General features: G+C 73.0%; 20 protein-coding genes. 9 read left to right on the top strand and 11 right to left on the bottom strand.

Annotated features, from left to right (window positions below; genetic code table 11):
- Positions 1-15: 15 nt before the first annotated feature.
- Complete coding sequence (locus MF672_RS47580) at positions 16-735, top strand: PIG-L deacetylase family protein (RefSeq protein ID WP_242379037.1); 720 nt, start codon at positions 16-18, stop codon at positions 733-735.
- Positions 736-751: 16 nt separating this feature from the next.
- Here the strand turns inward: MF672_RS47580 and MF672_RS47575 are convergent, their stop codons facing one another.
- The 5 genes from MF672_RS47575 to MF672_RS47555 all read right to left on the bottom strand — a co-directional run bounded on the left by MF672_RS47575 (position 752) and on the right by MF672_RS47555 (position 5,035).
- On the bottom strand, positions 752-1,456 hold the full coding sequence (locus MF672_RS47575) for a CPBP family intramembrane glutamic endopeptidase (RefSeq protein WP_242379036.1): 705 nt from the start codon (positions 1,454-1,456) through the stop codon (positions 752-754).
- Between the two features lie 81 nt (positions 1,457-1,537).
- Positions 1,538-1,798 (bottom strand): WhiB family transcriptional regulator, encoded by a 261-nt coding sequence (locus tag MF672_RS47570; protein ID WP_242379029.1) that lies wholly within the window; start codon positions 1,796-1,798, stop codon positions 1,538-1,540.
- A gap of 94 nt (positions 1,799-1,892) precedes the next feature.
- The gene (locus MF672_RS47565) at positions 1,893-2,513 is read right to left on the bottom strand and encodes a neutral zinc metallopeptidase (protein ID WP_242379028.1); all 621 of its coding nucleotides are present in this window, start codon (positions 2,511-2,513) and stop codon (positions 1,893-1,895) included.
- A 140-nt stretch (positions 2,514-2,653) separates the two neighbouring features.
- The gene (locus MF672_RS47560; protein ID WP_242379027.1) at positions 2,654-4,117 is read right to left on the bottom strand and encodes a glutamate-cysteine ligase family protein; all 1,464 of its coding nucleotides are present in this window, start codon (positions 4,115-4,117) and stop codon (positions 2,654-2,656) included.
- Positions 4,118-4,237: 120 nt separating this feature from the next.
- Positions 4,238-5,035: a hypothetical protein gene (locus tag MF672_RS47555; protein ID WP_242379025.1), complete on the bottom strand. Its 798-nt coding sequence runs from the start codon at positions 5,033-5,035 to the stop codon at positions 4,238-4,240.
- 290 nt (positions 5,036-5,325) lie between these two features.
- On the opposite strand from MF672_RS47555, the gene sucC reads away from it, so the two are divergent.
- From sucC to MF672_RS47540, 3 genes are all read left to right on the top strand, one after another.
- On the top strand, positions 5,326-6,507 hold the full coding sequence (gene sucC, locus MF672_RS47550; protein ID WP_242379021.1) for an ADP-forming succinate--CoA ligase subunit beta: 1,182 nt from the start codon (positions 5,326-5,328) through the stop codon (positions 6,505-6,507).
- A 3-nt stretch (positions 6,508-6,510) separates the two neighbouring features.
- Entirely contained in the window at positions 6,511-7,386 is an 876-nt protein-coding gene (sucD, locus tag MF672_RS47545) for a succinate--CoA ligase subunit alpha (protein ID WP_242379018.1), read from the top strand.
- A gap of 267 nt (positions 7,387-7,653) precedes the next feature.
- Positions 7,654-9,291: a cell division protein PerM gene (locus MF672_RS47540; RefSeq protein ID WP_242379016.1), complete on the top strand. Its 1,638-nt coding sequence runs from the start codon at positions 7,654-7,656 to the stop codon at positions 9,289-9,291.
- A 12-nt stretch (positions 9,292-9,303) separates the two neighbouring features.
- On the opposite strand, the gene MF672_RS47535 is transcribed toward MF672_RS47540, so the two are convergent.
- On the bottom strand, positions 9,304-9,723 hold the full coding sequence (locus MF672_RS47535; protein WP_242379013.1) for a hypothetical protein: 420 nt from the start codon (positions 9,721-9,723) through the stop codon (positions 9,304-9,306).
- A 75-nt stretch (positions 9,724-9,798) separates the two neighbouring features.
- Here MF672_RS47535 and purN point away from each other — a divergent pair, with 75 nt between their 5' ends.
- The 3 genes from purN (at position 9,799) to MF672_RS47520 (ending at position 12,294) form a co-directional block, all read left to right on the top strand.
- A complete protein-coding gene (purN, locus tag MF672_RS47530) occupies positions 9,799-10,428 on the top strand; it encodes a phosphoribosylglycinamide formyltransferase (RefSeq protein ID WP_242379011.1) in 630 nt (209 codons plus the stop codon).
- Positions 10,425-11,975: a bifunctional phosphoribosylaminoimidazolecarboxamide formyltransferase/IMP cyclohydrolase gene (gene purH / locus MF672_RS47525; RefSeq protein WP_242379009.1), complete on the top strand. Its 1,551-nt coding sequence runs from the start codon at positions 10,425-10,427 to the stop codon at positions 11,973-11,975. Before purN ends, purH begins: the two co-directional genes overlap by 4 nt.
- 142 nt (positions 11,976-12,117) lie before the next feature.
- A complete protein-coding gene (locus MF672_RS47520; protein ID WP_242379007.1) occupies positions 12,118-12,294 on the top strand; it encodes a hypothetical protein in 177 nt (58 codons plus the stop codon).
- 682 nt (positions 12,295-12,976) lie between these two features.
- Here the strand turns inward: MF672_RS47520 and MF672_RS47515 are convergent.
- Genes MF672_RS47515 through MF672_RS47505 form a run of 3 tightly spaced genes read right to left on the bottom strand, consistent with a single transcriptional unit; the run spans position 12,977 to position 19,049 of the window.
- A complete protein-coding gene (locus tag MF672_RS47515) occupies positions 12,977-13,888 on the bottom strand; it encodes an ROK family protein (RefSeq protein WP_242379005.1) in 912 nt (303 codons plus the stop codon).
- Positions 13,888-14,826, bottom strand: a complete 939-nt coding sequence (locus MF672_RS47510; protein ID WP_242379003.1) for a DUF7158 domain-containing protein — start codon at positions 14,824-14,826, stop codon at positions 13,888-13,890. Before MF672_RS47510 ends, MF672_RS47515 begins: the two co-directional genes overlap by 1 nt.
- Positions 14,823-19,049 (bottom strand): glycoside hydrolase family 38 N-terminal domain-containing protein, encoded by a 4,227-nt coding sequence (locus tag MF672_RS47505; protein WP_242379002.1) that lies wholly within the window; start codon positions 19,047-19,049, stop codon positions 14,823-14,825. Before MF672_RS47505 ends, MF672_RS47510 begins: the two co-directional genes overlap by 4 nt.
- 307 nt (positions 19,050-19,356) lie before the next feature.
- On the opposite strand from MF672_RS47505, the gene MF672_RS47500 reads away from it, so the two are divergent.
- Positions 19,357-20,220 (top strand): bifunctional methylenetetrahydrofolate dehydrogenase/methenyltetrahydrofolate cyclohydrolase, encoded by an 864-nt coding sequence (locus MF672_RS47500; RefSeq protein WP_242379001.1) that lies wholly within the window; start codon positions 19,357-19,359, stop codon positions 20,218-20,220.
- A gap of 743 nt (positions 20,221-20,963) precedes the next feature.
- Here MF672_RS47500 and MF672_RS47495 read toward each other — a convergent pair.
- Complete coding sequence (locus MF672_RS47495; protein WP_242378998.1) at positions 20,964-21,839, bottom strand: MurR/RpiR family transcriptional regulator; 876 nt, start codon at positions 21,837-21,839, stop codon at positions 20,964-20,966.
- Positions 21,824-23,266 (bottom strand): glycoside hydrolase family 3 protein, encoded by a 1,443-nt coding sequence (locus MF672_RS47490; RefSeq protein WP_242378995.1) that lies wholly within the window; start codon positions 23,264-23,266, stop codon positions 21,824-21,826. Before MF672_RS47490 ends, MF672_RS47495 begins: the two co-directional genes overlap by 16 nt.
- A gap of 87 nt (positions 23,267-23,353) precedes the next feature.
- Here MF672_RS47490 and MF672_RS47485 point away from each other — a divergent pair, with 87 nt between their 5' ends.
- Positions 23,354-24,922 carry a glycoside hydrolase family 10-like protein gene (locus MF672_RS47485; protein WP_242378992.1) on the top strand — a complete coding sequence of 523 codons (1,569 nt, stop codon included), beginning with the start codon at positions 23,354-23,356 and terminating at the stop codon, positions 24,920-24,922.
- Positions 24,923-25,004 lie beyond the last annotated feature (82 nt).

The following is a 25,004-nucleotide window of genomic DNA, read 5'->3' as shown; positions in this document are numbered from 1 at the left end:
CTCGGAAGGAGAGCCATGCTGCCGGAGGCCGAGATCAACCGGGTGCTCGTCGTCACCGCGCATCCCGACGACGTCGACTTCGGCTCGGCGGGGAGCGTGGCGCTCTTCGCGGACCGGGGCGTGGAGGTCACGTACCTGCTGGTCACGGACGGCGACGCGGGCGGCAACGAGCGCACCCTGGACAACACGGGCATGGCCGAGCTGCGCCGCGCCGAGCAGCGCGCCGCCGCCAAGGCGGTGGGCGTGACGGACGTGCGCTTCCTCGGCTACCCCGACGGTCAGGTGGTGCAGTCGCTGGAGCTGCGGCGCTCCATCGCCCGCGTGATCCGCCAGGTGCGTCCCGACCTCGTGCTCACCCACCACCCCGACCGCAACTACCGCTTCATCGCCCCGAGCCACCCCGACCACCGCGCCGTCGGCGGCGCCACCCTGGACGCCGTCTACCCCGACGCCCGCAACCCGTACGCCTACCCCGAGCTGCTGCTGGAGGAGGGCCTGGAGGCGTGGACCGTCCGCGAGGTCTGGCTGACCGGCGGCTCGTCCCCCGACCACTGGGTGGACATCACGGACGTCATCGACCGCAAGCTCGCCGCCCTTCAGGCGCACGTGAGCCAGGTGGCGCACGTGGAGGGGTTCGCCGAGAACGTCAAGAGCCGCTTCGCCGCCTGGGCCGAGCAGGCCGGCCTCGGCCCCGGCCGCTACGCCGAGGCCTTCCAGGTGGTCTCCACGGCGTGACCGCGCCGGACTGCGCTCACGCCGCTCCTGTGACCTCCTTCTTCTTCTTCCCGGCAATCCTGGCGAACAGGTAACCCAGGGAGTTCGTCGACAGATGCAGCATCACGGGCGTCAGCAGGCCGCGGCGCCGCCGCAGCTCGCAGAACAGCACGCCCGCCGCCGCCGTCGACACCACGCTGCCCGCCACCACCCGCGCCGTGTCCAGGCGCCCGGGCGCCTCGCCCGCGGTCAGGGCGCCGAGCGCGGGGTTGGCCCGGGCCATGTCAACGGCCGGCAGGATGTGCCACAGCCCGAACAGCGCCGAGGACGTGGCCGTGGCCGCCACCGTGCCGTGCCGGCGGCGCAGCATGGCGTACAGGGCGCCCCGGAAGCCGACCTCCTCCAGCAGCACCGTGCCGAGCGGCACCTGGACCAGCGCCTCCTCCAGCACGCGGGCCCGCGACAACGACAGGGCGCGCTCGTCGTGGAACAGCGGCCGCGTCCGGGGCAGCGCGACCCCGGCCGCGTAGACGGCGGCCACCGCCGCCGCCAGCGCGCCGCCCGCGATCGCGCCGCGGCGGCCGTGCTCGAACCCCATCTCCTGCCACGACAGGCCGGACCTGCGCGCCATCGCGACGAGCGCGGCCGTGGCGAGCGTGGACGTCAGGGGGCCCAGGCGGGGGGCGACCTTGTTGTTCAGGATGTTGGCGGCGGCGAGCACGGCTACCGAAGGGAGGATCACCCCTGCAGGCTACGTCGCCCGCCGTGCCGGACGCCGCCGTGCCGGACGCCCGCTCTGCCGGACGTGTGGGCAGGGGAAGGGTCAGGAGGCGGCGGCGGAGTCGCGCCAGCCGGCCGGGAAGCGGGACCGGCGCCGCTCCTGTGGCGTGAGCCCGCCCCAGATGCCCTCCGACTCGCCGGCCCGTAACGCGTACGAGCGGCACTCCTCCAGCACCTGGCAGCCCGCGCAGACCGCTTTGGCGCGCGCTTCCTGCAACGGCGAGGGGGCGAGGGGGAAGAAGAGGTCAGGGTCGCTGGACCTGCACGCCCCCCGGCGCAGCCAGCCGATCTCCTCCAGTGGCATGGGTCAACGGTACGGCCCAAGCATGATCGACCACATCATCCTCTGGGTTGACGGCCCTGTACACCCTGGGGCGACGACAGCGGCCCCGCGGTCATCAGCAGGCGTCCACCCCGCTCCGGTACCCCCGCGCGAACGACGACTGCCGCTGCTCGCCGGTCCCGTGCGCGGCCGGGTTGAGCCAGTCGTCAGAGGGGTCGCCGGCCGCCGCCAGGCTGAGCAGCAGCTCGTCCTCGTCGCCTTCCTGGGCGCGCAGCGCGCCCGAGCCGACCAGGGCGGACAGGGTGCCGCCCGCGTAGCAGTCGGCCTGCAGCTCGGCCTGGACGTTCAGCTCGAAGCCGGAGCGGAGCTGGGCCTGGATCGAGTGCCCGAACTCGTGCGGGATGACCACGTACACCGACCCGTCGCCCATCTCGCTCCACAGCCCTTCCAGCCAGTCGCGGTCGAAGGCGATGAAGTGGCCGGCGGGGCAGTAGAAGGCGTTGTTCGGGACGGCGGGCTGGCCGTCGCAGCTCGGCCCCGAGGAGCCGGAGTAGGGGATGAAGTCGTTGATCGGCTGATATGTCCGGCCGAGCTGGTCGAACTGCTGCTTCCAGAACTGCTCGGTCAGCGTCCGCGCGGCGCGGAGGTCGTCGTCGAAGGAGTCGTCCCCCTGCGGATCCATGGACGGCGCCCGGGACACGCCGCAGGACAGCAGGGACGACGCCAGCGCGAGCACGGCGAGCAGGACGAGCGGGAGGCGGCGGGCCCGAGCGAGGCGGGCCCGAGCGAGGCGGGCCCGAGCGAGGCGGGCACGAGCGAGGCGGGCACGAGCGGGGCGGGCAGGAGCGGGGCGGAGGGAAGGGCGGGTCACGCGCTTCAGACTTCCCAGGTGTGCACGGGCTCATTCGTATGCATCCGCCCGAGGTAGTCGAGCGTCATCGCCCGCAGCGCCTCGTGCCGGTCACCGCCCTCCGCGCGCACCCGCCGCACCTGCCAGCCGGCCCCCGTCATCCCGGTGAGGCAGCGTTGCTCGATGATGCCGAGCAGCCGGTCGGCGACGGGACGGTGCACGCCCCACCGGTCCAGCCCCTCGTACGCCAGCGGCAGCAGCCGGCGCAGGATCAGCTCGGAGGCGGGCACCTCGCCGAGCCCCGGCCAGTAAAGGCGCGCGTCAAGGCCGAGCCGGGCGGCGGCGGCCAGGTTGTCCTCGGCGGCGCGGAAGGACATGCGGCTCCAGACCGGCCGCTCGTCGTACGGCAGCATGCGCATCAGGCCGTAGTAGAAGGCGGCGTTCGCGGCGATGTCGGCGACGGTGGGCCCGGCGGGCAGGACGCGGTTCTCCACGCGCAGGTGCGGCATGCCGTCCACGACCGCGTACACGGGCCGGTTCCAGCGGTAGATCGTGCCGTTGTGCAGGGTCAGCTCGTGGAGCTGCGGGATGCGGCCCCGTTCCAGCTCGGCGCGCGGGTCCTCGTCCTCGCAGAGGGGGAGCAGCGCGGGATAGTAGGTGACGTTCTCCTCGAACAGGTCGAAGACGCTGGTGATCCACCGCTCCCCGAACCACACGCGGGGCCGTACGCCCTGCGCCTTCAGCTCGGCCGGCCGCGTGTCCGTGGCCTGCTCGAACAGCGCGATCCTGGTCTCCTCGTGCAGCTCCTTGCCGAACAGGTAGGGGGAGTTGGCCGCGACGGCGACCTGCGCGCCCGCGATCGCCTGCGCGGCGTTCCAGTGCGCGGCGAACGCCTCGGGGCTGACCTGCAGGTGGAGCTGGACGCTGGTGCAGGCGGCCTCCGGCGTGATGCTGTCGGCGTGGGTGTCGAGGCGTTCGACGCCCTCGATGCACAGGTGCAGGTCCTCGCCGCGGGCGGCGAAGATCTGCTCGTTGAGCAGCCGGTAGCGGGGGTTGGCCGACAGCGAGCCTTCCTCGACGTCGCGCTCGCGCAGGGTGGGGAGGATGCCGACCAGCATCAGGTGCCCGCCCTGGGAGCTCGCGCGCTCCTCGGCGTGGTTCAGCCGGGCGCGTACGTCGTCCTCCAGCCGCAGCGGCCCGTCGCCGCCCAGCTCCTGGGGCTCGATGTTGATCTCGATGTTGAACTGGCCCAGCTCGGTCGCCCAGTCGGGCCGCTCGATGGCGGCCAGCACCTCGGCGTTGCACATGGCGGCCTCGCCGCGCTCGTTGACGAGGTTGAGCTCGATCTCCAGGCCGGCGAGGGGCCGCTCGACCTCGAAGCGGGACTCGCGCAACATCTGGGCGAAGACGTCGAGACACCGCCGCACCTTCTCGCGGTACTTCCGGCGGTCCTCGCGGCTGAACACAACGACGGGTACGTCCCTGCCCATATCATGCAATGTCGCACGCCGGTGCCCGTAAGGCCAGGCCATACGCGCCGATTCGCGGGACCGCGCACCGCCCTCCCCCATGGGGCGAGGGAGAGGACGGCAGCGACCGGGCCGGGCGGCTCAGTGCGCGAAGACGTGCAGGTTGTCCTGCGGGACCTGCTCCGGCACGTCGCTGTCCTCGCCGAGGCTCTTGGCGTCCACCCACGTGTCCTGCGCCGGGGCCTTGATGGTGACGCGGGAGCCCCAGCCGATGTACCGGGTGTCGGTGGTGCCGGTGGTCTTGCCGAGCACGCCGAAGTCCAGCGTCCAGCTCGTCCGGAGCCGGTTGACCAGCCCCTTGCTGTTCAGGCCGAGGGCGTACGTCACCTTGATCTTGCTGACCGCGCCCTTCAGCGTCTCGCCGTACAGCTTGGCGATCTCCTTGTAGGTGATCTCACCCTTGTACGTGCCGCCCTTGACGCTCCTGGCCTTGGACACGAGCGCCTTCAGGATCTTCGGCTCGAAGATGTCGAGCGGCTGGTTCAGCGTCGTGCCGCCGGCCGGCTGCTCGTAACGCACCCACTTCTTGCCCTCGGGCAGCCCTTCTTCGTAAACGCCGCCCTGGAAGTAGGCGTGCCCGCCCACGCTGATCATCCGGTCCGGGCTGAGGGACGTGCCGCGCCGGCCGTGCGTGGAAATGTCGCTGGCGACGACGCCGTTCTTTCCGAACGCGAGCCGGCCGGTCGCCTTCTCCGCGGACATGGTCTTGCCGCCGACGGAGGTGTGGGCGCTTTCCACGAAACGCACTCCGTGACCGGGCGCGTACTGCTGCTTCAGCGCCTTGACCGGGTCCACCGGCGCGGCCTGGGCGGCGGTGGGCGTGACGGCCACGAGCGTCGCGGCGCAGGCCGTGGCCAGGCCCGCGAGAATTCTCTTCACTAGATTCCCTTGAATAGTCGAATGAGGGGAGCAGGAATCCTGCCAATAGAAGATCACGACCATATATCGGAGGTCCGTGGTGACGTTGTCTTTTCCGTGCACATTTCGCGCAGCCCGCCCATCGGGGCCCTCCCGCCGGAAGTGAGATGACCGTCACATAGCGGGAGAACCGCGACCCGATGACCTGGGGAGGTCGAGCTTCGGGCTAGGCTTCACTGGCGGAAACGCCCGGCACGCACGGGGTTGCCCGGGCCGTCGAACAACAGTCGGATAAGCAAGGACGGACCCTCGTGGACCTGTTCGAACATCAGGCGAAGGAACTCTTCGCTGACTACGGCATCCCGGTGCCGCGCGGCATCGTCGCCAACACCGTGGAGGAGGTGCGGGCGGCCGCCGAGGAGCTGACCGGCCGCGTCGTCGTCAAGGCCCAGGTCAAGACCGGTGGCCGCGGCAAGGCCGGCGGCGTGAAGGTGGCCGACGACGCCGCCGACGCCGTCGAGAAGGCCACCGCCATCCTCGGCATGGACATCAAGGGCCACACGGTCCACAAGGTGCTCGTGGAGGAGGCCAGCGCGATCGCGGAGGAGTACTACTTCTCCTTCCTGCTCGACCGGGCGAACCGTACCTTCCTCGCGATCTGCTCCGCCGCCGGCGGCATGGACATCGAAGAGGTCGCCCACACCACCCCGGAGAAGGTCGCCAAGGTGCCGGTCTCGGCACTCGACGGCGTCGGCCGCGACAAGGCCCGCGAGATCGCGCAGGCCGGCGGCCTGCCGGAGAAGGCGCTCGACGGGGCCGCCGAGCTCATCGAGAAGCTCTGGCACTGCTTCGTCGACGAGGACGCCACCCTCGTCGAGGTCAACCCCATGATCCTCGCCGCCGACGGCCAGGTGAAGGCGCTCGACGGCAAGGTCACGCTCGACGACAACGCCGCCTTCCGCCAGCCCGACCACGAGGCCCTGGCCGACAAGGCCGCCGAGGACCCGCTGGAGGCGCGGGCCAAGGAGAAGGACCTCAACTACGTCAAGCTCGACGGCGACGTCGGCATCATCGGCAACGGCGCGGGCCTGGTCATGTCCACCCTCGACGTCGTCGCCTACGCCGGTCAGGAGTTCCCCGGCAAGCCGTCCCCGGCCAACTTCCTCGACATCGGCGGCGGCGCGTCCGCCGAGGTCATGGCGGCCGGCCTGGAGATCATCCTCTCCGACCCCGACGTCAAGTCGATCTTCGTGAACGTCTTCGGCGGCATCACCGCCTGCGACGCCGTCGCCAACGGCATCGTCGCGGCGTTCAAGCTGCTCGAGAGCCGCGGCGAGGCCGTGACCCACCCGCTGGTGGTCCGCCTCGACGGCAACAACGCCCAGCTCGGGCGGCAGATCCTGGCCGACGCCGCGCTCCCGCGGGTCGAGCTGGTCGACACGATGGACGAGGCGGCCAAGCGCGCCGCCGAGCTCGCTGCGGTAGGTGCGTGACTTATGGCCATCTGGCTGACGGAGAACAGCAAGATCATCGTCCAGGGCATGACCGGCGGCGAGGGCACCAAGCACACCCGCCGCATGCTCGCCTCGGGCGCCAAGGTCGTCGGCGGCGTCAACGCCCGCAAGGCCGGCATCACCCACGAGGGCCTGCCGGTGTTCGGCACGGTCAAGGAGGCCATGGAGCAGACCGGCGCCGACGTGTCGGTCGTCTTCGTGCCCCCGGCCCACGCCAAGGCCGCCGTCAAGGAGGCCGTGGACGCCGAGATCCCGCTCTGCGTGGTCATCACCGAGGGCATCCCGGTGCACGACTCCACCGAGTTCTGGGCCTACGCCGTCGCCAAGGGCGGCAAGACCCGCATCATCGGCCCCAACTGCCCCGGCATCGCCTCGCCCGGCGCCTCCAACGCCGGCATCATCCCCGCCGACATCACCACCGCCGGCCGCATCGGCCTGGTCTCGAAGTCCGGCACGCTGACCTACCAGCTCATGTACGAGCTGCGCGACATCGGCTTCTCCACCTGCGTCGGCATCGGCGGCGATCCGGTCATCGGCACCACGCACATCGACGCGCTCCAGGCGTTCCAGGACGACCCCGACACCGACGCCATCGTCATGATCGGCGAGATCGGCGGCGACGCCGAGGAGCGGGCCGCGGCCTACATCGAGCAGCACGTCACCAAGCCCGTCGTCGCCTACGTGGCCGGCTTCACCGCGCCCGAGGGCAAGACCATGGGCCACGCCGGGGCCATCGTGTCCGGCTCGGCCGGCACCGCCCAGGCCAAGAAGGAAGCCCTGGAGAAGGTCGGCGTCCGCGTCGGCAAGACCCCTTCGGAGACCGCCCGCCTCATGCGCGAGGTCATGCAGTCCCGCTGATCGCGGCTCCCGCCGCTTCCCGACAAGCCCCGCCCGGTCCACGCCCGTGCGGGGCTTGCGCGGATGCTCCGCCGTCCCCTGAGAAAGCCCCGCCCGCTCCACGCCCGCGCGGGGCTTGCGAGGGTGCTTCGCCGTCTCCTGACAAAGCCCCGCCCGGTTGACGCCCGTGCGGGGCTTGCGTGTGCACGGGGTGTTCGGCAGAGGAAATGGGGCAAGGCGGCGCGTCAACCAAGCGTTGGTCGGGAAAGATTGAGAAAATCGCCTACTGTGACGGCGATTCTCGAGCAGTTGCGGACTGCCCCCCGCTCGGTGCTCGGCAAGCTCCCCGGAGTCACGGGCGACGACGACGAGAGCCGGCGCCCGCTGCCCGTGTCGGGAATGCTGGCCGCGGCCTGCACCCTCGGTGTCGGCCTGGCCGCCCTCACCACTCTCACCCTGGTCGGCTGGATCGCCGCGCCGCGCGGCACGCTCGGCGCGGGCCTGCCCGGCGTCTTCCGCACGGCCGCGCAGCTCTGGCTGGCCGCGCACCACGCCGGGTTCGCCATCCCCGGCGGCCGGGTCGGGCTGCTGCCGCTCGGGCTGACCATCCTGCCCGCGGTGCTGCTGTACCGGGCCGGGCGGTGGATGGCCCGCGACGCCGACCTGCGGCTGCGCCTGCCCGCCCGGCTGCCCAAGAACAGCCCGCGCGAGCTGTCCCGCGCCCGCCGCCGGGCGCAGCTCGTGCTGGTGGCGCAGGCCGGGGTGTCGCTCGCGGCGCCGTACGCGCTGCTGGCCGGGCTGATCGCGCTCGTGGCGAGCAACGAGATCACCCAGCCGTTCATCGGCGAGGCGCTGCTCAGCCACTTCGTGCTGGCGTTCCTGGCGGGGGCGCTGGCCACCGCGCGCATGATCGGGCCGTGGCGGGTCATGCTGCGCCTGCTGCCCGAACGGGTCCGCGCGCTCACCGTCGGCACCGCGGTCGCCACGGCGCTGCTGCTGGTGGGCGGGCTGGTGCTGGTGCTGGTCGCCGTCGTGCTCAACCTCGACCAGGTCAAGCAGCTCTCGGACGTCCTGTCGCCCGGCTTCGTGGGCGGCGTGCTGCTCGCGCTGCTCCAGCTTCTCTACCTGCTGAACGCCGTCATCTGGGCCTCGTCCTACATCTCCGGCCCCGGCTTCGCGATCGGCGCCGACACCCTGGTCGCGCCCACCGGCGTGCAGCTCGGCACCGTGCCCAGCCTGCCGCTGCTGGGCGCGCTGCCGGAGAGCGGGCCGGTGCCCGCGGTGATGATGACGGTGATCGCGCTGCCGTTCGCGGCGGGGGCGGTGGCCGGGGTGTTCGTGGCGCGCATCTCGCCGTCGCCGTCGTACGAGGCCGCGCCGCTCTGGGGATTCCTCACCGGCGTCAGCGCGGGCGTCGTGGCCGGGGTGCTGGCGGCGCTGTCCGGCGGCCCGATCGGCGGCGGGCGGCTCGCCACCATGGGCCCCTCGCCGTGGGAGGTGGCGCTGTCGGTCGCGCTGGAGGTCGGCGTCGCGGCCGGCATCTCCGCCGGCGTGACGAACCTGCTGCTGCTCAACAAGCGCGCCCGCACGCCGCTCGACAAGGCCGCCGCCCCCGTGCGCAAGGCCGGGGCGGCGATCGCCAAGGCGGCCAGCAGGGTCGGCCTCGCCGAGTCGGACCCGCGCCCGCTGCCCGGCCACTGGCTGGACGCCACCGAGGCCGACACCCAGGAGATCCCGGTCATCAGGGACGACTGGCAGGACGAGCACGCCTCGGCCGAGGCCGAGACGCTGGCCCAGGCCCGCCCGCGCGGGCCCGAGGCCCACTCCGGCCCCGGCCGGCCGCCGCGCAAGGACATCGTGGACGAGTCCGACGACCGCGGCGGCAAGGTCATCTACCTCGACCCGTACGCCTGGGACCGCGACTGACGGGCCCCGACGTCACGGCTGCATGGCTCCCAGGAGCTCCAGCACGTCGGACGGCAGCTTGCGCTGCGCCGCGTCCCTGAACTGGGTGAAGCACTCGCCCTGCGACGCGACCGTTCCCGCGCCCTTCATGCACTCCTGGTAGGCGGAGTACTCGTCCATCAGGTAGAGCTGCATGCCCGTGGCCAGGGCCGACAGCGCCAAGGCGATGGAGGACACGGTGATGCCGCCCACGGCCATGCCCGTGGGCCTGCCCGCCCCCCTCAGCAGCGGCAGCGCCCGGATGCCCGCCACGAGCGCGAACAGCGCCATGACCAGGCCGGCGAGCGGCAACATGAACGTCATGGCGAGCGCCGCGATCGACAACCAGATCGCGCGGCGTCCCGCCGACTCGGCGGGCTGCTGGCCTGCCGGTGCCTGCACCGGTGTCGACACCTGACCTCCTCTGCGTCGCCGGACCAGTAACAGATACCCTGGCACCCCCACCCTGTTTCCTCTTTTGGAGTGTGTGTGTCTAAGGCTGGGCGGCTCGTCGTCCTCGTCTCCGGCTCTGGAACCAACCTACAGGCCCTTCTGGACGCTTCCGCCGACCCGGCGTACGGTGCTCGCGTGGTAGCGGTCGGTGCCGACAGGGAGGGGATCGAGGGGCTGGCCAGGGCTACCAAGGCGCAAGTGCCGACTTTTGTCGAAAAAGTGGGCGATCACGCGACGAGGGCGGATTGGGACGCGGCGATCGCGGCCAGGATCGCCGCGTACGAGCCCGACCTGGTGGTGTCGGCGGGCTTCATGAAGATTCTGGGCACACCCACGCTCCAGGCGTTCCCTGTGCTCAACACGCATCCGGCGCTGCTGCCGTCGTTCCCCGGGGCCCACGGCGTGCGCGACGCGCTGGCCCACGGGGTCAAGGTCACCGGCTGTACGGTCATGCTGGCCGACGAGGGCGTCGACACCGGCCCCATCGTCGCCCAGGAGGCGGTGCCCGTGCTCCCGGACGACGACGAGGCGGTCCTGCACGAGCGCATCAAGGTCGTCGAGCGCCGCCTGCTCGTCGAGATCGTCGGCCGGATGGCCCGCGAGGGCTGGACGGTCAGCGGACGCATCGTCCGCATCGGCAACCAATCAGAAGGGGAAACCACGTGACTCGCATCGCCATCCGGCGCGCGCTGATCGCCGTCTACGACAAGTCCGGGCTCGAGGAACTGGCCAGGGCCCTCGACGGCGCCGGAGTGGAGATCGTCTCGACCGGTGGCACGGCCGCCGCGATCTCGTCGTTCGGGATCCCGGTGACCAAGGTCGAGCAGCTGACCGGGTTCCCCGAGTGCCTGGACGGCCGGGTTAAGACGCTGCACCCGCGCGTGCACGCCGGCCTGCTGGCCGACCTGACCAAGCCCCACCACGTCGCCCAGCTCGAAGAGCTGGAGATCGACCCGTTCCAGCTCGTCGTGGTCAACCTCTACCCGTTCCAGCAGACGGTGGCCTCCGGCGCCTCCGACGAGGAGTGCGTCGAGCAGATCGACATCGGCGGGCCCGCCATGATCCGCGGCGCGGCCAAGAACCACAGCACCTGCGCCGTCGTGGTCGACCCCGGTTACTACGGCGAGGTGCTGAAGGCGCTGGACGAGGGCGGTTTCTCCCTCACGCAGCGGCGGCGGCTGGCGGGCATCGCCTACGCGCACACGGCCTCGTACGACGTGGCCGTCGCCAACTGGTTCGGGCAGACGGGCGGCGAAGGGACGGGCGAGGAGTTCCCGGCGTTCACCGGCGTCGCCTACGACCGCAAGGCCACCCTCCGCTACGGCGAGAACCCGCACCAGCGCGCCGCCCTCTACGCCGACGGCGCGGGCGGCGGCCTCGCGGGCGCCGAGCAGCTGCACGGCAAGGAGATGTCCTACAACAACTACCTCGACTCCGACGCCGCCTGGCGGGCCGCCTGGGACTTCTCCGACCCGTGCGTGGCCATCATCAAGCACCAGAACCCGTGCGGCATCGCGATCGGGGCCGACGTGGCCGAGGCGCACCGCAAGGCGCACGCCTGCGACCCGGTGTCGGCGTACGGTGGCGTGATCGCCGTCAACCGGCCGGTCACCGCCGAGCTGGCCCGCCAGATCGCCGAGGTGTTCACCGAGGTCGTCATCGCGCCCGCCTACGACGCCGAGGCCCTCGACGTGCTGCGCGAGAAGAAGAACCTGCGCCTGCTGCGCTGCCCGGAGGGCCCGTCCGCGCCGACGGAGTTCCGCCGCATCGACGGCGGGCTGCTCGTGCAGACCGTGGACCGCGTGGACGCGCTCGGCGACGCCGCGTCCACCTGGGAGCTCAAGGCGGGCGCGGCCGTGGCGCCCGAGGTGCTGGCCGACCTGGAGTTCGCCTGGCGGGCCTGCCGCTCGGTGAAGTCCAACGCCATCCTGCTGGCCGGCGACGGGGCCACGGTCGGCGTGGGCATGGGCCAGGTCAACCGCGTCGACTCCTGCCGGCTGGCCGTCACCCGCGCCGGTGAGCGCGCGGCCGGCTCGGTGGCCGCCTCCGACGCCTTCTTCCCGTTCCCGGACGGGCTGGAGGTGCTGGCGGAGGCCGGGGTCAAGGCGATCGTCGAGCCCGGCGGCTCCATCCGGGACGACCTGGTGATCGAGGCCGCCCAGAAGGCCGGCATCACCCTCTATTTCACCGGCACCCGCCACTTCTTCCACTGATCGTCCCCGTTCGGGGCGCATGATCCACAAAGGGCGGCATGAGCAAATCGTGCCGCCCTTTGGCAATTCTGGCGTCAAGCATCGGTCATGACCGGTTAGCCTGAAACCCCTCCTCCTTCCCTCTGAGCCGCCGGAGTAACCCTTGCTCGACACGATGCTGCAGGCCTTCATCACCTTGAACGGCATGGCCACCAGCCCCTTCGTCCTGCTGGTGCTCGCCTTCATCGGCGCTTACCTGGGCATGCGCGTGGTGGAGGTCGTCCCGTTCACCCGCCGCATCATCGAGCGCCGCGAGGCCCGCTTCGCCGAGCGCGACTGACCGCGATCTCGCGAGGGGAGCGGCGACCGGTCGCCGCGACCAAACAACCGGAACGACCGCCCCGCTGCATGCGACGGCGACCAGCTCCCGCGCTAGGGAGTGACCGCCGCACCACCCGCCCTTCATGAGACGAGGAGCGGCGATCGGCGGGTCCCATCCCCTCGTCCCTGCCTGTGCGCGCGTGGGGCTGTGGGGCGGCCGGGAGACGTCGCTGCCTCCGCCTGCGCGTAGCGGGCCGTTGAGCGGCAGGTGTCTCTCTCGCTCCTTACGCCTGCCTGCATGTGACCGTCGGGCGGAAGGCGGCCCCTCCCTACGGTTCGAAGTGCTCGTCGAGCGGTCGGCGTCGGCCCTCGGCTCGGGAACGGCCGTCGGACGGAGGGCCCTGACTCCTCCGCGGATGCCGCCGGTCACCGGCCCTCCCGCCCCATCCGGCGAGGGTCGGGCGGCGCTCGCCCCACTTGGCGACGGTCCGGCGGCCCCGCCCAAGCTCGTAGCGGCCGGCCGCTGCCCCCGCCTCACCTGGTAGCGGTCGGGCTTCACCAGCTCACCTGGTAGCGCTCGGGCTGCACCGCTTCGCCTGGTAGCGGTGCAGCGTCACCCCTCCACCTGGCGGTGGTCGAACGGCGGTGCCTGGCGCCCGGGTTCGGGGCGGCCGGCGTTGTGCCGGGGCGGGAGCCTGCCGTCAGGCGGTGGTGGCTTGCCAGGCCAGGTTGGCCGCTCCTGCCAGGGAGGCGCGGACGCCGAGGGTGCTCTGCTTGATCTCAACCGCCCGGACGAAGGCGAACCCCGCGATGTCGTCGAGCGCCCTCGCCAGCGGCTCGAACAACACCTTGCCCGCCGCCGACACACCTCCCCCCACGACCACCGTGGTGACCTCGACCGCCGCCACCGTGGAGGCGATCATCCCGGCCAGGGCCCGGCCACCGCGTTCGAACGCCGCCACCGCCACCGGCTCGCCGGCGGCGGCGGCCTCGGCGAGCAGGCGGGCGTCCGCCTTGTCCGCTCCGGCGGCCGGGGACCAGCCGTTCTCCAGTGCCCAGCGCGTGAGGTTGGGGCCGCTGGCGTAGTGCTCGACGCAGCCGCGTCCGCCGCAGGTGCAGCGTTCGCCGTTCACGTCGATGCTCATGTGCCCGACATGACCGGCGTTTCCGGTGGGTCCGAGGAGCGGGGCGCCGTCGATCACCAGGCCGCCGCCGATCCCGGTCGAGACGACGATCCCGAGCAACGACGTGCTGCCGCGTCCCGCTCCGAGCCAGTGCTCGCCGAGCGCGAAGCACTGCGCGTCGCCCGCCAGCACGGTGGGCAGCTCGGTCAGCTTCTGCACCTCGTCGCGCACCGGGAAGCCGCGCCAGCTCGGCATGTTGACCGGGCTCACGGTGCCGGTGGCCAGGTCGAGCGGCCCGGCGCAGCCGATGCCGACGGCCTGCGCGGGCGGCCCGCCGTCGGTCACCTCCTCGATGAGCGACGCCAGGGCGGCCATGACGTCCGTACGCGGCGTGGGCCGGGTGCCGGAGCGCGACGCGGACCCTTCCTCGTCCACCAGGGCGGCGGCGAGCTTGGTCCCTCCGATGTCGATGGCGAGTACGTGGTTCATCAGTGTTTGTGGTGGTTGTCGGGCTGACGGGGGTCGCCAGGGTGTTCCAGTCCGGGCACGAGGTCGAGCTTCGCGGCACGCAGCTCGTCGAGCCGGCGGGCGAACGTCCGCCTGCGCGCGGCCTGCAGAAGGTCGGTGGGCGAGGGTCGAGCAGCGGCATGTGGTCGCTGTGGTCGGTTCGACATCGGCTGGGCGGCTTCTCCTTCTTTTTCTTGAGCTGAGGGGTGGGTGGCCGGGGGCGACTCGGTGGTGCGTGGGGAACGGGGTTGGCGGCTTCGGGTGGCGGCGGCCACGTGCCAGCCCAGGGCGTCCTGGACGGGGCCGATGAGGGCGCCTTCGGGGTGGTGGGCGATCGCCTCGGCCAGCGCGGTCGGGAGTGAGGCGAGGTCCACGTCGCCGAGGGGAGCGAGGTCGTGGAGGGTCGCGCGGGCGGCGGACGTCCGGTCGGGGAACAGGCGGTGACGGACGAAGTGGGTGGCTGTGCTGGGGCGGGACGACTGGCGGGGCCGCCACTCCGCGGGGATGGTGGCTTCCGCGGCGAGGTGCTCGAACAGGGCCCGCACCCACGGGCTGCCGTTGTAGGCGGCGGCGTTGATCGAGCCCAGCTCGACGGCCGCCAGGCGGTCCAGCGGCGGACCGTCGACGGGGGACAGGCCCAGGGCCTTGGCGGTCGTCTCGCAGAGGACTTCCGTGAGGATGACCTGGGTCTGCCACCTGGCCAGCTGGCGGGCCTCGGCGGTGCCGGGTCTGGGCAGGGCGGCGCTGAGCGGGCCCTTCCGGAGGCCGGCGACGCGCTGCTCAAGAAGCGCGTACGGGACGGGCCGGCCGTCGACCCAGCCGATCACCGGGCCGAGACCGGGCGCGAAGGCCGCGCCTGCGCGGGTGCGGTCGCCGGCCGCGGAAGGGTGCGGGCCGGTGGTGGTGCGGTGGGAGGTCATCGGGTCACCTCCAGACGGACCGCCGGGGTGTACTGGCAGCGGCCGAACCACATGACCTTGGCCAGGGCCCAGGCGTGACCGGCCGGTGCGTCCTCCGGGACCTCGACCGGGAACGACACCTCGACGGCCTCGCCGGACGCCACCGTGAAGCCCTGCACGACCTGTGGGAGGAGGGACCAGGTGCCCCAGGGCGAGGCGAGCTGGGCCTCGCCGCGGATCTCGTCGGCGGTGGAGTTGCGCAGCCGGAGGGTGAGGGCGGTGCGATCGCCGGGTCGCAGGCGCAGGCTGTCCGCGGGAAGGGTGACGGACAGGCCCGTGGGGCGTGCCTCGCCGGCGGTGGTGCCGCGGACGGCGATGCCCGTGGCGGGCGGCGGCCCCGGAACGGGGAGTTCGGGGAGGTTCGCGCCGATCGCGACGGTGGTGACGTCCTCGATGGTCTGGCCGCCGGCGGTGGTCCGGGCGGCGACGAAGTGCAGACCGGTGGCGGGGGACGGCGGCGGCGTGACGGTGACCGGGAAGCGGACATGGCCGCAGGGGGCGAGGCGGAACGGGCGCTGGGACGGGACGGCGGTCCAGCCGTCCGGGACGCGGACGTCCACCACGCCCTCGTGGGCGTCGGCGGTCAGGTGGGAGGAGACGACCACCTCCACCTCGAACGGCTCGGCGGGGTCGGGGACGAGGCCAGGGGTGAGCGTGACGGAGATCGGCAGGTAGCCGAGAGGGGCCGGGCCCTTGTTGTGCAGCCAGTAGCGGCTGTAGACGGGCTGGGCCTGCTCGACCGTGGTGCCGAGTTCCGGCAGCAGGTCGAGGGCGGTCGGGTCGGGGGGTGGGGCGGGGGTCAGGTAGGTGGCGATCTCGAAGCCGGTCAGGGTCAGGTCGTCCGCGGGGGATCGGGGGTGTTCGAGCAGGTCGGCGTGGGTGAGAGAAGTGAGGGGGAGGACGGGGGAGTCGAGCTCGACGCGGGTGCCGAGGCCCGTGGACTCGGTCAGGCGGAGGGTGAGGCCGGAGGGCGGGGCCGTGGGGGCGGTGCGGCCGTGGGCGTGCGGGTTGCCGGTGGCCTTGAGGGTGTTCAGGAGGACGTCGCGCGCTGGAGCGATCGTCAGGAGGGAGTGGGTGGCGGGGAAGGGGCCGGGCTGCGGCGGGAGGAGACGGGGGAGCAGGGGGGTGATGTGCTCCTGAGCCTGGGCGGGCAGGTGCAGGGCGCGCCAGTCGCCGTCGCCCGCCACCAGCGCGTACGAGAACTCGTGCGTCCAGTGCTGGAGCTGGAAGCCGGAGCCGTCGGGCGCGGTGCGGCGCGGCGGGTCGAGCCAGATGCCCGAGGGCCAGCCGGTGCAGGACCGCATCAGCGACAGGTGCAGCGCCCCCGACGGGTCCACGGCGAAGCCGGGCAGGCCGTAGGCGAGGAGGGCCACCGTGCGCGGGTCGAGGTGTTCGGCGCCCAGCGGGCACACGGCCTCGATCGTGGCGTCGGCGAGGTCGGCCACCAGGTCCTCGACCGGGCCGGCGACGATCAGGGCGGGCAGGGCACGCAGGTCGCGCAGGTCGGCGCTGGGCCGCCAGACCTCGGTGAGCGGCCGCTCGGCCGGGACCCAGACGCGGGACGCCCCGGACTTGAGCGCGTCGAGGTAGACCGGGTCGGCCGCGGCGAGGAGTTCGGCGGCCAGCGGGTTGGTGTCGGGGCCGCCCAGGACGATGCGCACGTCGGGCAGGTTGGAGTCGACGTCCAGCCAGCCGTACCGGGTGCCGGCGGCAGCGGACGTCGTCGCCGTCACGCCCGCCCGCGCCAGGGCCACCACCAGGTCGCGGGCCCCCGGCGCGTCGGCGGGTGCGGGCACCACGACCTCGGCCACGCCGAGCGCCCGCGCCCCTGCCTCACCCAGGTCGACCTTGGCCGTGGCGGACAGGCCGAACCAGGTGTTGGCCGGGTTGTCGAGCGTCCACGGGTGCTCGGCCGCGTCGACGTCGGGCAGCGCGAAGCCGCGGCCCACCACCGCGCCCGACACGTCCGACACCGGCAGCGCGCCCTCCACCCGGGCCGGGAACCGCACCCGCAGCAGCCGGTCGGCGCCCGTGTGGTCGAGGACGCGGGTGGTGAACTCGATGCGGTCGGAGCCGGCGAGCAGGGTGACGACCTGCTCGTAGGCGACCTCGCCGACCTGGCCGGTGACGACGAGGCGGCTGCCGAGCGGGCTCTCCTCGGCGCGTACGGCCACCGCGGCCCCGTCGCCGGAGCCGGTGACCTCGCCGGTGGGGATGAGGTGCCAAGGGCCCTCCCCCATGTCGGGATGTGTCGGATATTCGTGGTAGAGGCGCAGCTCGTTGCCCAGGCCGGTGAGCAGCTCGCGGCCGGTGACCCGGTCGAGGATCGAGGTCAGGGCGCCGCCGCGGGCCGGGTCGGCCGTCACGCTCCAGCGTTCGTTGCGGACGACGGTGTCGCCCGAGGACCGCGCGGGACGCCAGCCGGCGGGCGAGCCCTCGACCACCGCGTACGCCCGCCAGCCCAGCGACGGGACGTCCCGCGCCAGGAAGGTCAGCGTGCCGTGCTCGGCGACGGCGGGCGGCTCGGCCCCCGTCACCGGATCGGCCACCGTGTGCCCCGGCGGCAGGGACACCCGCACCAGGCCGTCACGGGCGAACGACAAGGTGTTGGTCACCACGACGCTCGGCTCCCGCAGCCCGATCCGGCCGGTGAGGGCGTCGAGGGCGGCGTCGCGGGCCGCCGCGGCCAGGTCGTACGCCTCCCGCCACCCCGTCAGCAGGTCGATGTAGACCTGGTCGGACTCGGACCCGGTGATCGCGTCGTGGTGCGCCCCGTAGGCGAGCTGCCGCCACACCTTGTCGAGGGCGGTGTGCGGGTAGCGGCCGAGGCCGAGCGCCGCCGCGAGCGCCGACAGCCGCTCGGCGTCGAGCGCGGCCACCTCGGCCGCCCGCTGGGCCTGCTTGGTGTCGATGTAGGAGACGTCCTTGCCGGTGTAGACCGGGTTCATGTCGCGGGTCTGCGGGCTGAGGTGGGTCAGCTCGGCGCGCACGGCGTCCAGGAAGTCGCGGGGCGTGGCGCAGACGAACCTGGGCCAGACATAGCGGGCGGCCCAGGCGCGGTGCACGTCGGTCACCCACTTGTTGGGCGGGGTGTAGTCGGTGCCGACCGGCAGCAGGACGTGCTTGGTCGCGGCCACCGGCCGCAGCGCGCGGTAGAGGTCGTAGACCGCCTGGCAGGCGTCCTCGAGGGTGGGCGCGGAGTCCATCCACCAGCCCGCCGAGTAGTGGGCGGGCATGTAGTGGGTGAGCACGCCCCGGCCGGACGGCGAGATCCACTCGAACTCGCTCGGGAACTGCATGAGGGCGGCGTCCTTCTTCGCCTCCCGGAAGTTCTTGCTGATCGGCCCCCATTGGTGGAACGGGCCGCGCGCCCACGCGCTGCCGGTCAGCCCGGCCGCCGCGAGCTGGCCGGGGAACTGCGGGTCGTGCCCGAACACGTCGAGCTGCCAGGCGGTGCGCGGGTCGCCGCCCAGGATGTCGCGCTGGTAGCCGATGCCGAGGACGAGGTTGCGGATCGTGGTCTCGGCGCCGGTGAGGTTGGTGTTGGGCTCGTTGTAGGTGCCGCCGACCAGCTCGGCGCGGCCCTCGGCCAGCAGGGCGCGAAGGTCGGCGCGGCGCTCGGGACGGGTGTCGAAGAACGGCTTGAGATAGTCGACCTCGGCCAGCACGAAGCGGTAGTCGGGGTCGCGCAGGGCCAGCTCGATGTGCGCCTCCACCAGCGCGAACGCGTTGTGCTCCCAGAGCGGGCGGGTGGTGGCGTCGGCGGACAGCAGCTCCCACGGGCCGGTGTAGGCGGCCTGGGTGTTCCACCACACGGGGTCGTAGTGGAAGTGGGAGATCAGGTGCATGGTCCAGCCCGGCTCCTCGGCCGTGACCGTGACCTCCAGGGACTCGGGCTCCGCGCCGCCGTCGCCGTCGCCGTCGTCGCCGCTCAGTGTGAGCAGGCAGGGAACGGCCGTGCCGGGCGGGACGGCGACCTCCAGCGGCACCTCCAGGACGCCGGCGGCGTCGGCGGGGACGGCGACCGGCTCGGCGGCCAGGCGGACGCCGTCGCCGCGCAGCTCAAGGCGGGCCTCGCGGCCGGCCTGGGCGGCGAGGGTGACGCGCAGGACCTGGCGAGGAGTCTCCGGTGAGCCCACGAACAGGTCGGTCGACTCGGCGGACAGCAGGCGGCGGGAAGGCAAGGGGGACCTCCGGGTGGAGCGTGGACCTCCGGGTGGCGGCGCCCGTAACACTAGGCCCTCGGCGAAGGCATGACAACGATGTCATCCCCCGCCTGTGGACAACGCGATGCGACTGCCTGCGATCTGTGGATAACCGGCCGGGAGCGCTTCGAGAAGGAGGAGAAGCGGTTCCCGGCCCGGCGGAAGGGCCGCGCAAGGCCGCGCAAGGGCCGCGCAAGGCCGCGCAAGGGCCGCGGAAGGATCAGGGCGCGGGCGTCGAGGGGAGCGGATGTGCCCGGGGCGGGAGCCGGCATGGAAGGATTGCCGCATGAGCGCAGTGAAACTCGACGGCAAGGCGACCGCCGCCAAGATCAAGGCAGACCTCACGGCACGGGTGGCCGCGCTCAAGGAACGCGGCGTCACGCCGGGCCTCGGCACCATCCTGGTCGGCGACGACCCCGGCAGCCAGATCTATGTGGCGGGCAAGCACCGCGACTGTGCCGAGGTGGGCATCGCCTCCATCCGCGTCGACCTGCCGGCCACCGCCACCCAGGCCGAGGTCGAGTCGGCCATCGACGAGCTGAACGCCTCCCCCGAGTGCACCGGCTACATCGTCCAGCTCCCCCTCCCGAAGCAGCTCGACACGATGGCCCTGCTGGAGCGCATGGACCCGGCCAAGGACGCCGACGGCCTCCACCCGGTCAACCTCGGCCGTCTCGTCCACATGGTCGAGGCCCCGCTCCCGTGCACCCCGCACGGCATCGTGCTGCTGCTGCAGGAGTACGGCGTCCCGATCAAGGGCGCGGAGGTCGTCGTGGTGGGCCGCGGCATCACCGTGGGCCGCTCGCTGGGCCTCCTGCTGACCCGCCGCAGCGAGAACGCCACCGTCACCCTCTGCCACACCGGCACCCACGACCTCGCCGCGCACACCCGCCGGGCCGACATCGTCGTGGCGGCGGCCGGGGTGCCCGAGCTGATCAAGGCCGACATGGTCAAGCCGGGCGCGGCCGTGCTCGACGTCGGGGTCTCCCGGGTCGACGGCAAGATCGCCGGTGACGTGGCGCCGGACGTCGAGGAGGTCGCCGGGTTCCTCACGCCCAACCCGGGCGGAGTCGGGCCGATGACCCGCGCGCTGCTGCTGTCCAACGTCGTCGAGGCCGCCGAGAAGGCCGTCCTGGACGCCGCGCGGTAAACCGGTCCGCAACGGGGCGCCGCTCAGCACGGGCGCGCGGATCCGCCGGCCAGGACGGGCCGTCGGCCGCTCCCCGCGCCCCCGTCCCCCCGCCCCCCGGGACCCCGTCCCCCGGGACTTCGGGACCCCGTCCCCCGGGACCCCGTGCCCCGGGACCCCGTCCCCCCGTGCCCCCGGGCCCGCTGGGTCTGCCGGTAGACGTACTGGACGAGCCTCGCGCGGGCGGGGCGGGAACTGCGGCCGGCGCTGTTGGCGACGGCCGCCCGGATCGGGGCCACCTCGCCTCCTTGTCCCCACCCCGGACCGCGCCAGGGCGGGCGCGCGAGGGAGTGGCCGCCGCATCCCGCTGCCCGCCCTCAGGCAGGAAGAGGGCCGGCTGCCGCTCTTCAGACGGCAGGGGTGGTCGTCCCTTCGGCTGCCCGTCCTCAGGTCGGGGGAGGGGGCCGTCCCCTCCGGCTGCCTGTCTTCAGGCGGGGGTGGGAGCGGCCGTTCCGCTGGCTGCTCGTCCTCAGGTGGCGGAGAAGGGGTGTCCGTCTTCGGGCGGAGGTGGGAGCGGCCGTTCGGCTGGCTGCCCGTCCTCAGGTGGCGGAAGGGGTGTCCGTCTTCGGGCGAGGGCGGGAGCGGCCGTCCCGTCGGCTGCCCGTCCTCAGGTGGCCGAACGGGGGGTCAGTCTTCGGGTGGGGGCTGGGTGGCGTGCGAGGGGGACGGCTCTTCCGGGTGGACGGGAAGCCCTGGTGGGAGGGTCAGCGGGCGCGGTAGCGGTCGGTGGCGTCGCGGGTGGCGCGGATGGCGGCGTCCGCCGTGTCGTACGTCCGCTGCGCCAGCCCCACGAAGATGCAGTCCACGATCAGCAGCTGGCTGATCCGGCTAGCCAGCGCCCCCGGCCGGAAGGCGGTCTCGCGTCCCGCCGACACCAGCGTGTGATCGGCCAGCTCGGCCAGCGACGACCGCGGGTTGTTGGTGATCCCGACGACCATCGCCCCCGCCTCGGAGGCGGTGCGGGCGGGCACGAGCACGTCCGGCGTCTCCCCGCTGCAGCTGATCGCGACCGCCACGTCCCCGTCCTTGAGCAGGGCGGCGCTGGTCAGCGCCAGGTGGGCGTCGCTGAAGGGGTGGCTGGACAGCCCGATGCGCAGCAGCTTCTGCGACATGTCCGCGGCGACCAGCCCGGAGGCCGCCACCCCGTACACGTCCACCCGCCGGGCCGCCGCGATCGCCGAGACGACCTCGCCGAGCCGGTCGGGGTCGAGCTGGGCGGCGGTGTCGGCGAGCGCTTCGGACTCGGCCCGCGCGACCTTGGCGATCACGTCGGTCAGCGGGTCGTCGGGCGCGAGGTCGCCGGGGACGAGGCGTTCCGGCTCCTTGGCGACGGCGGCGGCGAGGGCGAAGCGCATCTGGGAGTACCCGCCGAACCCCAGCGCCCGCGCGGTCCGCACGATCGTGGCCTCGCTGGTGCCCGACACCGCGCTGAACTCGGTGATCGTGCTGCGCACGACGAGCCCGGGGTCGTCGAGGATGATGCGCGCGATGGCCTGCGCCGCCGGGGTGAGCGAGGGCAGCACGGCCCGGACGGCGGCGACGGGGTTGGCCTGCTCGGCGCCGTTCACCGGGTCAGCCATTCCGCCGCCGCCTGCGCGGAGACGCGGGAGATGCCGTGCGTGGCGACGTGCGCGGCCCCGGCCGGCGGCCCGGGGATGCCGGTGTCGACGACGATCGTGTCCGGCCGGGCGGCGACCGCCTTCTCGACGGTGTCCCGTACCCAGGCGTGCCGGGCGGCGTCGTGGACGACCAGCACGAGCGGCCGGTCGGCGCGCGGCCCGCCGAGGTCGGGCAGCTCGCCGCCGGGCTCCATGCGGACCAGGTCGGTGTTGGGCAGCAGGGCGGCCAGGGCGGCGGTGATGCCGGTCGGCGTGCCGGGGTCGACGGCCTGGCTGAGGCGGGTGTTGACCTCGACGACCAGCGGCGCCCGGTCGAGCGCGGCGGTGCCGGTCGTGGTGAGCGCGGCGCGGGCGGCCTCCAGGCCGGCGCCGGGGTCGAGGTCGGCGCGTGCCCGCTCGCGCAGGCCGGCGCGGGCGGCGTACCAGTCGGACAGTGCTCGCACCCGTCCGGCGGCCTCGGCCAGCCGGTCCTCGGGCAGGACGCCGTCGCGCACGGCCGCCACCACGGCGCCGGTGAGCTCGCGCAGGCCGTCCTCGGTGACGACGCCGACGCAGATCGCGTCCGCGCCGGCGGCGAGCGCCCGCACCGCGATCTCGCCGGGGGAGGCCATCGCGGCCACCGCCCGCATCTCGATGGCGTCGGTGACGACCATGCCGCCGAAGCCGAGCTCGTCCCTGAGGAGATCGGTCAGCGCGGCGCGGCTGAGCGTCGCCGGCGCGTCCGGGTCGAGCGCGGGCACGAGCAGGTGGCCGGTCATGACGGCCCGCACCCCGGCGTCGATCACGGCCCGGAACGGCGGGAGGTCGCGGGCCAGCAGCTCCTCACGGGAGGCGGCCACGGTCGGCAGCGCCAGGTGGGAGTCGGTGACGGTGTCGCCGTGGCCGGGGAAGTGCTTGGCGCAGGCGGCCACGCCCGCGCCCTGCACCCCGCGGACGAACGCGGCCCCGTGCCGGGCGACCAGGTCCGGTTCCGGGCCGAACGAGCGGACCCCGATGACCGGGTTGGCGGGGTTCGCGTTGACATCGACGGAGGGCGCGTAGTCGAGGGTGATGTCCAGCTCCGCGAGCATCCTGCCGATCTGCCGGCCCACCCGCTCGGTAAGATCGGCGTCGTCCACCACGCCCAGCGCCCTGTTGCCGGGAAAGGAGCTGCCGGAGCGGACTTCCAGCCGGGTGACCGTGCCGCCCTCCTCGTCGATGGCGACGACGACGCCGGGGTTCTCCGCGCGGAGCTCCCGGACGAGCTCCGCCCCGATGGCGTTGCGGGCGAACAGCACGACGCCGCCGAGACCCTCGCCCAGCGCGCGGCGCAGCCAGTCGGGGGCGGAGGTCCCCTCGAACCCCGGATGCAGCACCGCAAGCGCCAGTCTGTACAGGTCACGGCTCATCGGCATTTTCCTTCACACTTGTTGATCTGAAGGTAATTTTCTGTCATCGTCGCCTCTGATACAACCACTTCCGAGAGGCCACCCCCCATGCCGAGCAGAAGGACTCTCCTGAAGGGTCTCGCTCTCGCGGCCGCCGCCACGGCGGTGCCGATGCCCGCGTTCGCCGAGACCGAGACCGAGCCCGAGACCGGGCCCGAGACCGCAGCCGCGTACGTCCCCCCGCTGCACGAGATGCGCGGCATGTGGATCGCGTCCGTCGTCAACATCAACTGGCCCTCCAAGCCCGGCCTGACCGCCGAGCAGCAGAAGGCCGAGTACCTGGCCTGGCTGGACGTGGCGCAGCAGCGCAAGCTGAACTCGGTGTTCGTGCAGATCAGGCCCACGGCCGACGCCTTCTGGCCGTCCCCGTTCGAGCCGTGGTCGCAGTACCTCACCGGCACCCAGGGCCAGGACCCCGGCTACGACCCGCTCGGCTTCGCCGTCGAGGAGACGCACAAGCGCGGCCTGGCCTTCCACGCCTGGTTCAACCCCTACCGGGTCTCCATGCAGGCCGACCCCGCCAAGCTGCACCCCGACCACCCCGGCCGCAAGCACCCCGAGTGGATCCTGCCGTTCGGCGGCAAGCTCTACTACAACCCCGGCCTGCCCGAGGTCCGCAAGTTCTGCCAGGACGCCATGATGGACGCGGTCACCCGCTACGACATCGACGGCCTGCACTTCGACGACTACTTCTACCCGACCAACACCACGGCCTTCGACGACAGCGCCGCCTTCGCCCAGTACGGCGCCGGCTTCCCCGACCTCGCCTCCTGGCGGCGCAACAACGTCGACCTGATGGTGCAGGAGATGCAGCAGCGCGTGCTGGCGGCCAAGCCGGAGATCGCCTGGGGCATCAGCCCGTCCGGCATCTGGCGCAACAAGGCCACCGACCCGCTCGGCTCGGAGACCAACGGCGGCCAGTCCTACGACAACCTGCACGCCGACACCCGCGGCTGGGTCAAGAAGGGCTGGCTCGACTACATCGCGCCGCAGCTCTACTGGTACATCGGCCAGCCGCCCGCCGACTACTCCAAGCTCGTCCCCTGGTGGTCGGACGTGGCGAGCGGCACCAGGACGCTGCTGTGGATCGGGCAGGCCGCGTACAAGGCGGGCGACCCCGCGCAGGCCGCCGAGTGGCAGGTGCCGAACGAGCTGTCCAGGCACCTGACGCTCAACCGCGAGCACCCCGAGATCAGCGGCGACATCTGGTACAACGCCAACGACGTCAAGGTCGACCGCATCGGCTCGATCTCGACCGCGGTCAACGACCACTACCAGCGGCCCGCGCTCGCGCCCGTGCTGCCCCGGCTGGCCGGCGGCGAGCCGCCGCGCCGCCCGGTGGTCGCCTACGCGCTGCGCCGCCCGGGCGGCGGCGTCGAGGTGCGGGCCGTGGCCACGGGCCGCGACGAGCCGTTCCTGTTCGCGCTGTTCCGCTTCGCCGGGCACGCTTCCGCGGACGACTTCGCCGACGCCAGCAACCTGGTCGCGGTCGTGCCGGGAGACCGGCAGATCCGGTGGACCGACCCGGACGGCAAGCGCGGCGACCACTACTACGCGGTCGCGGTGGACCGGGCCAACAGGACCAGCCGGCCCAGCAACGGATTCCGGGTCATCTGAGAACGTACGGGCGACGCGTCCGCGAGCGTGCTGCGCTCACGCGCGTCGCCGGCCCGTTTCCTGACCTGCGACGAGCGCGGTG

The organism is Actinomadura luzonensis (assembly GCF_022664455.2).
Lineage (GTDB): Bacteria > Actinomycetota > Actinomycetes > Streptosporangiales > Streptosporangiaceae > Nonomuraea > Nonomuraea luzonensis.
Note: the sequence above shows the minus strand (reverse complement) of the source record. Positions and strands in the feature narration are given on the sequence as shown.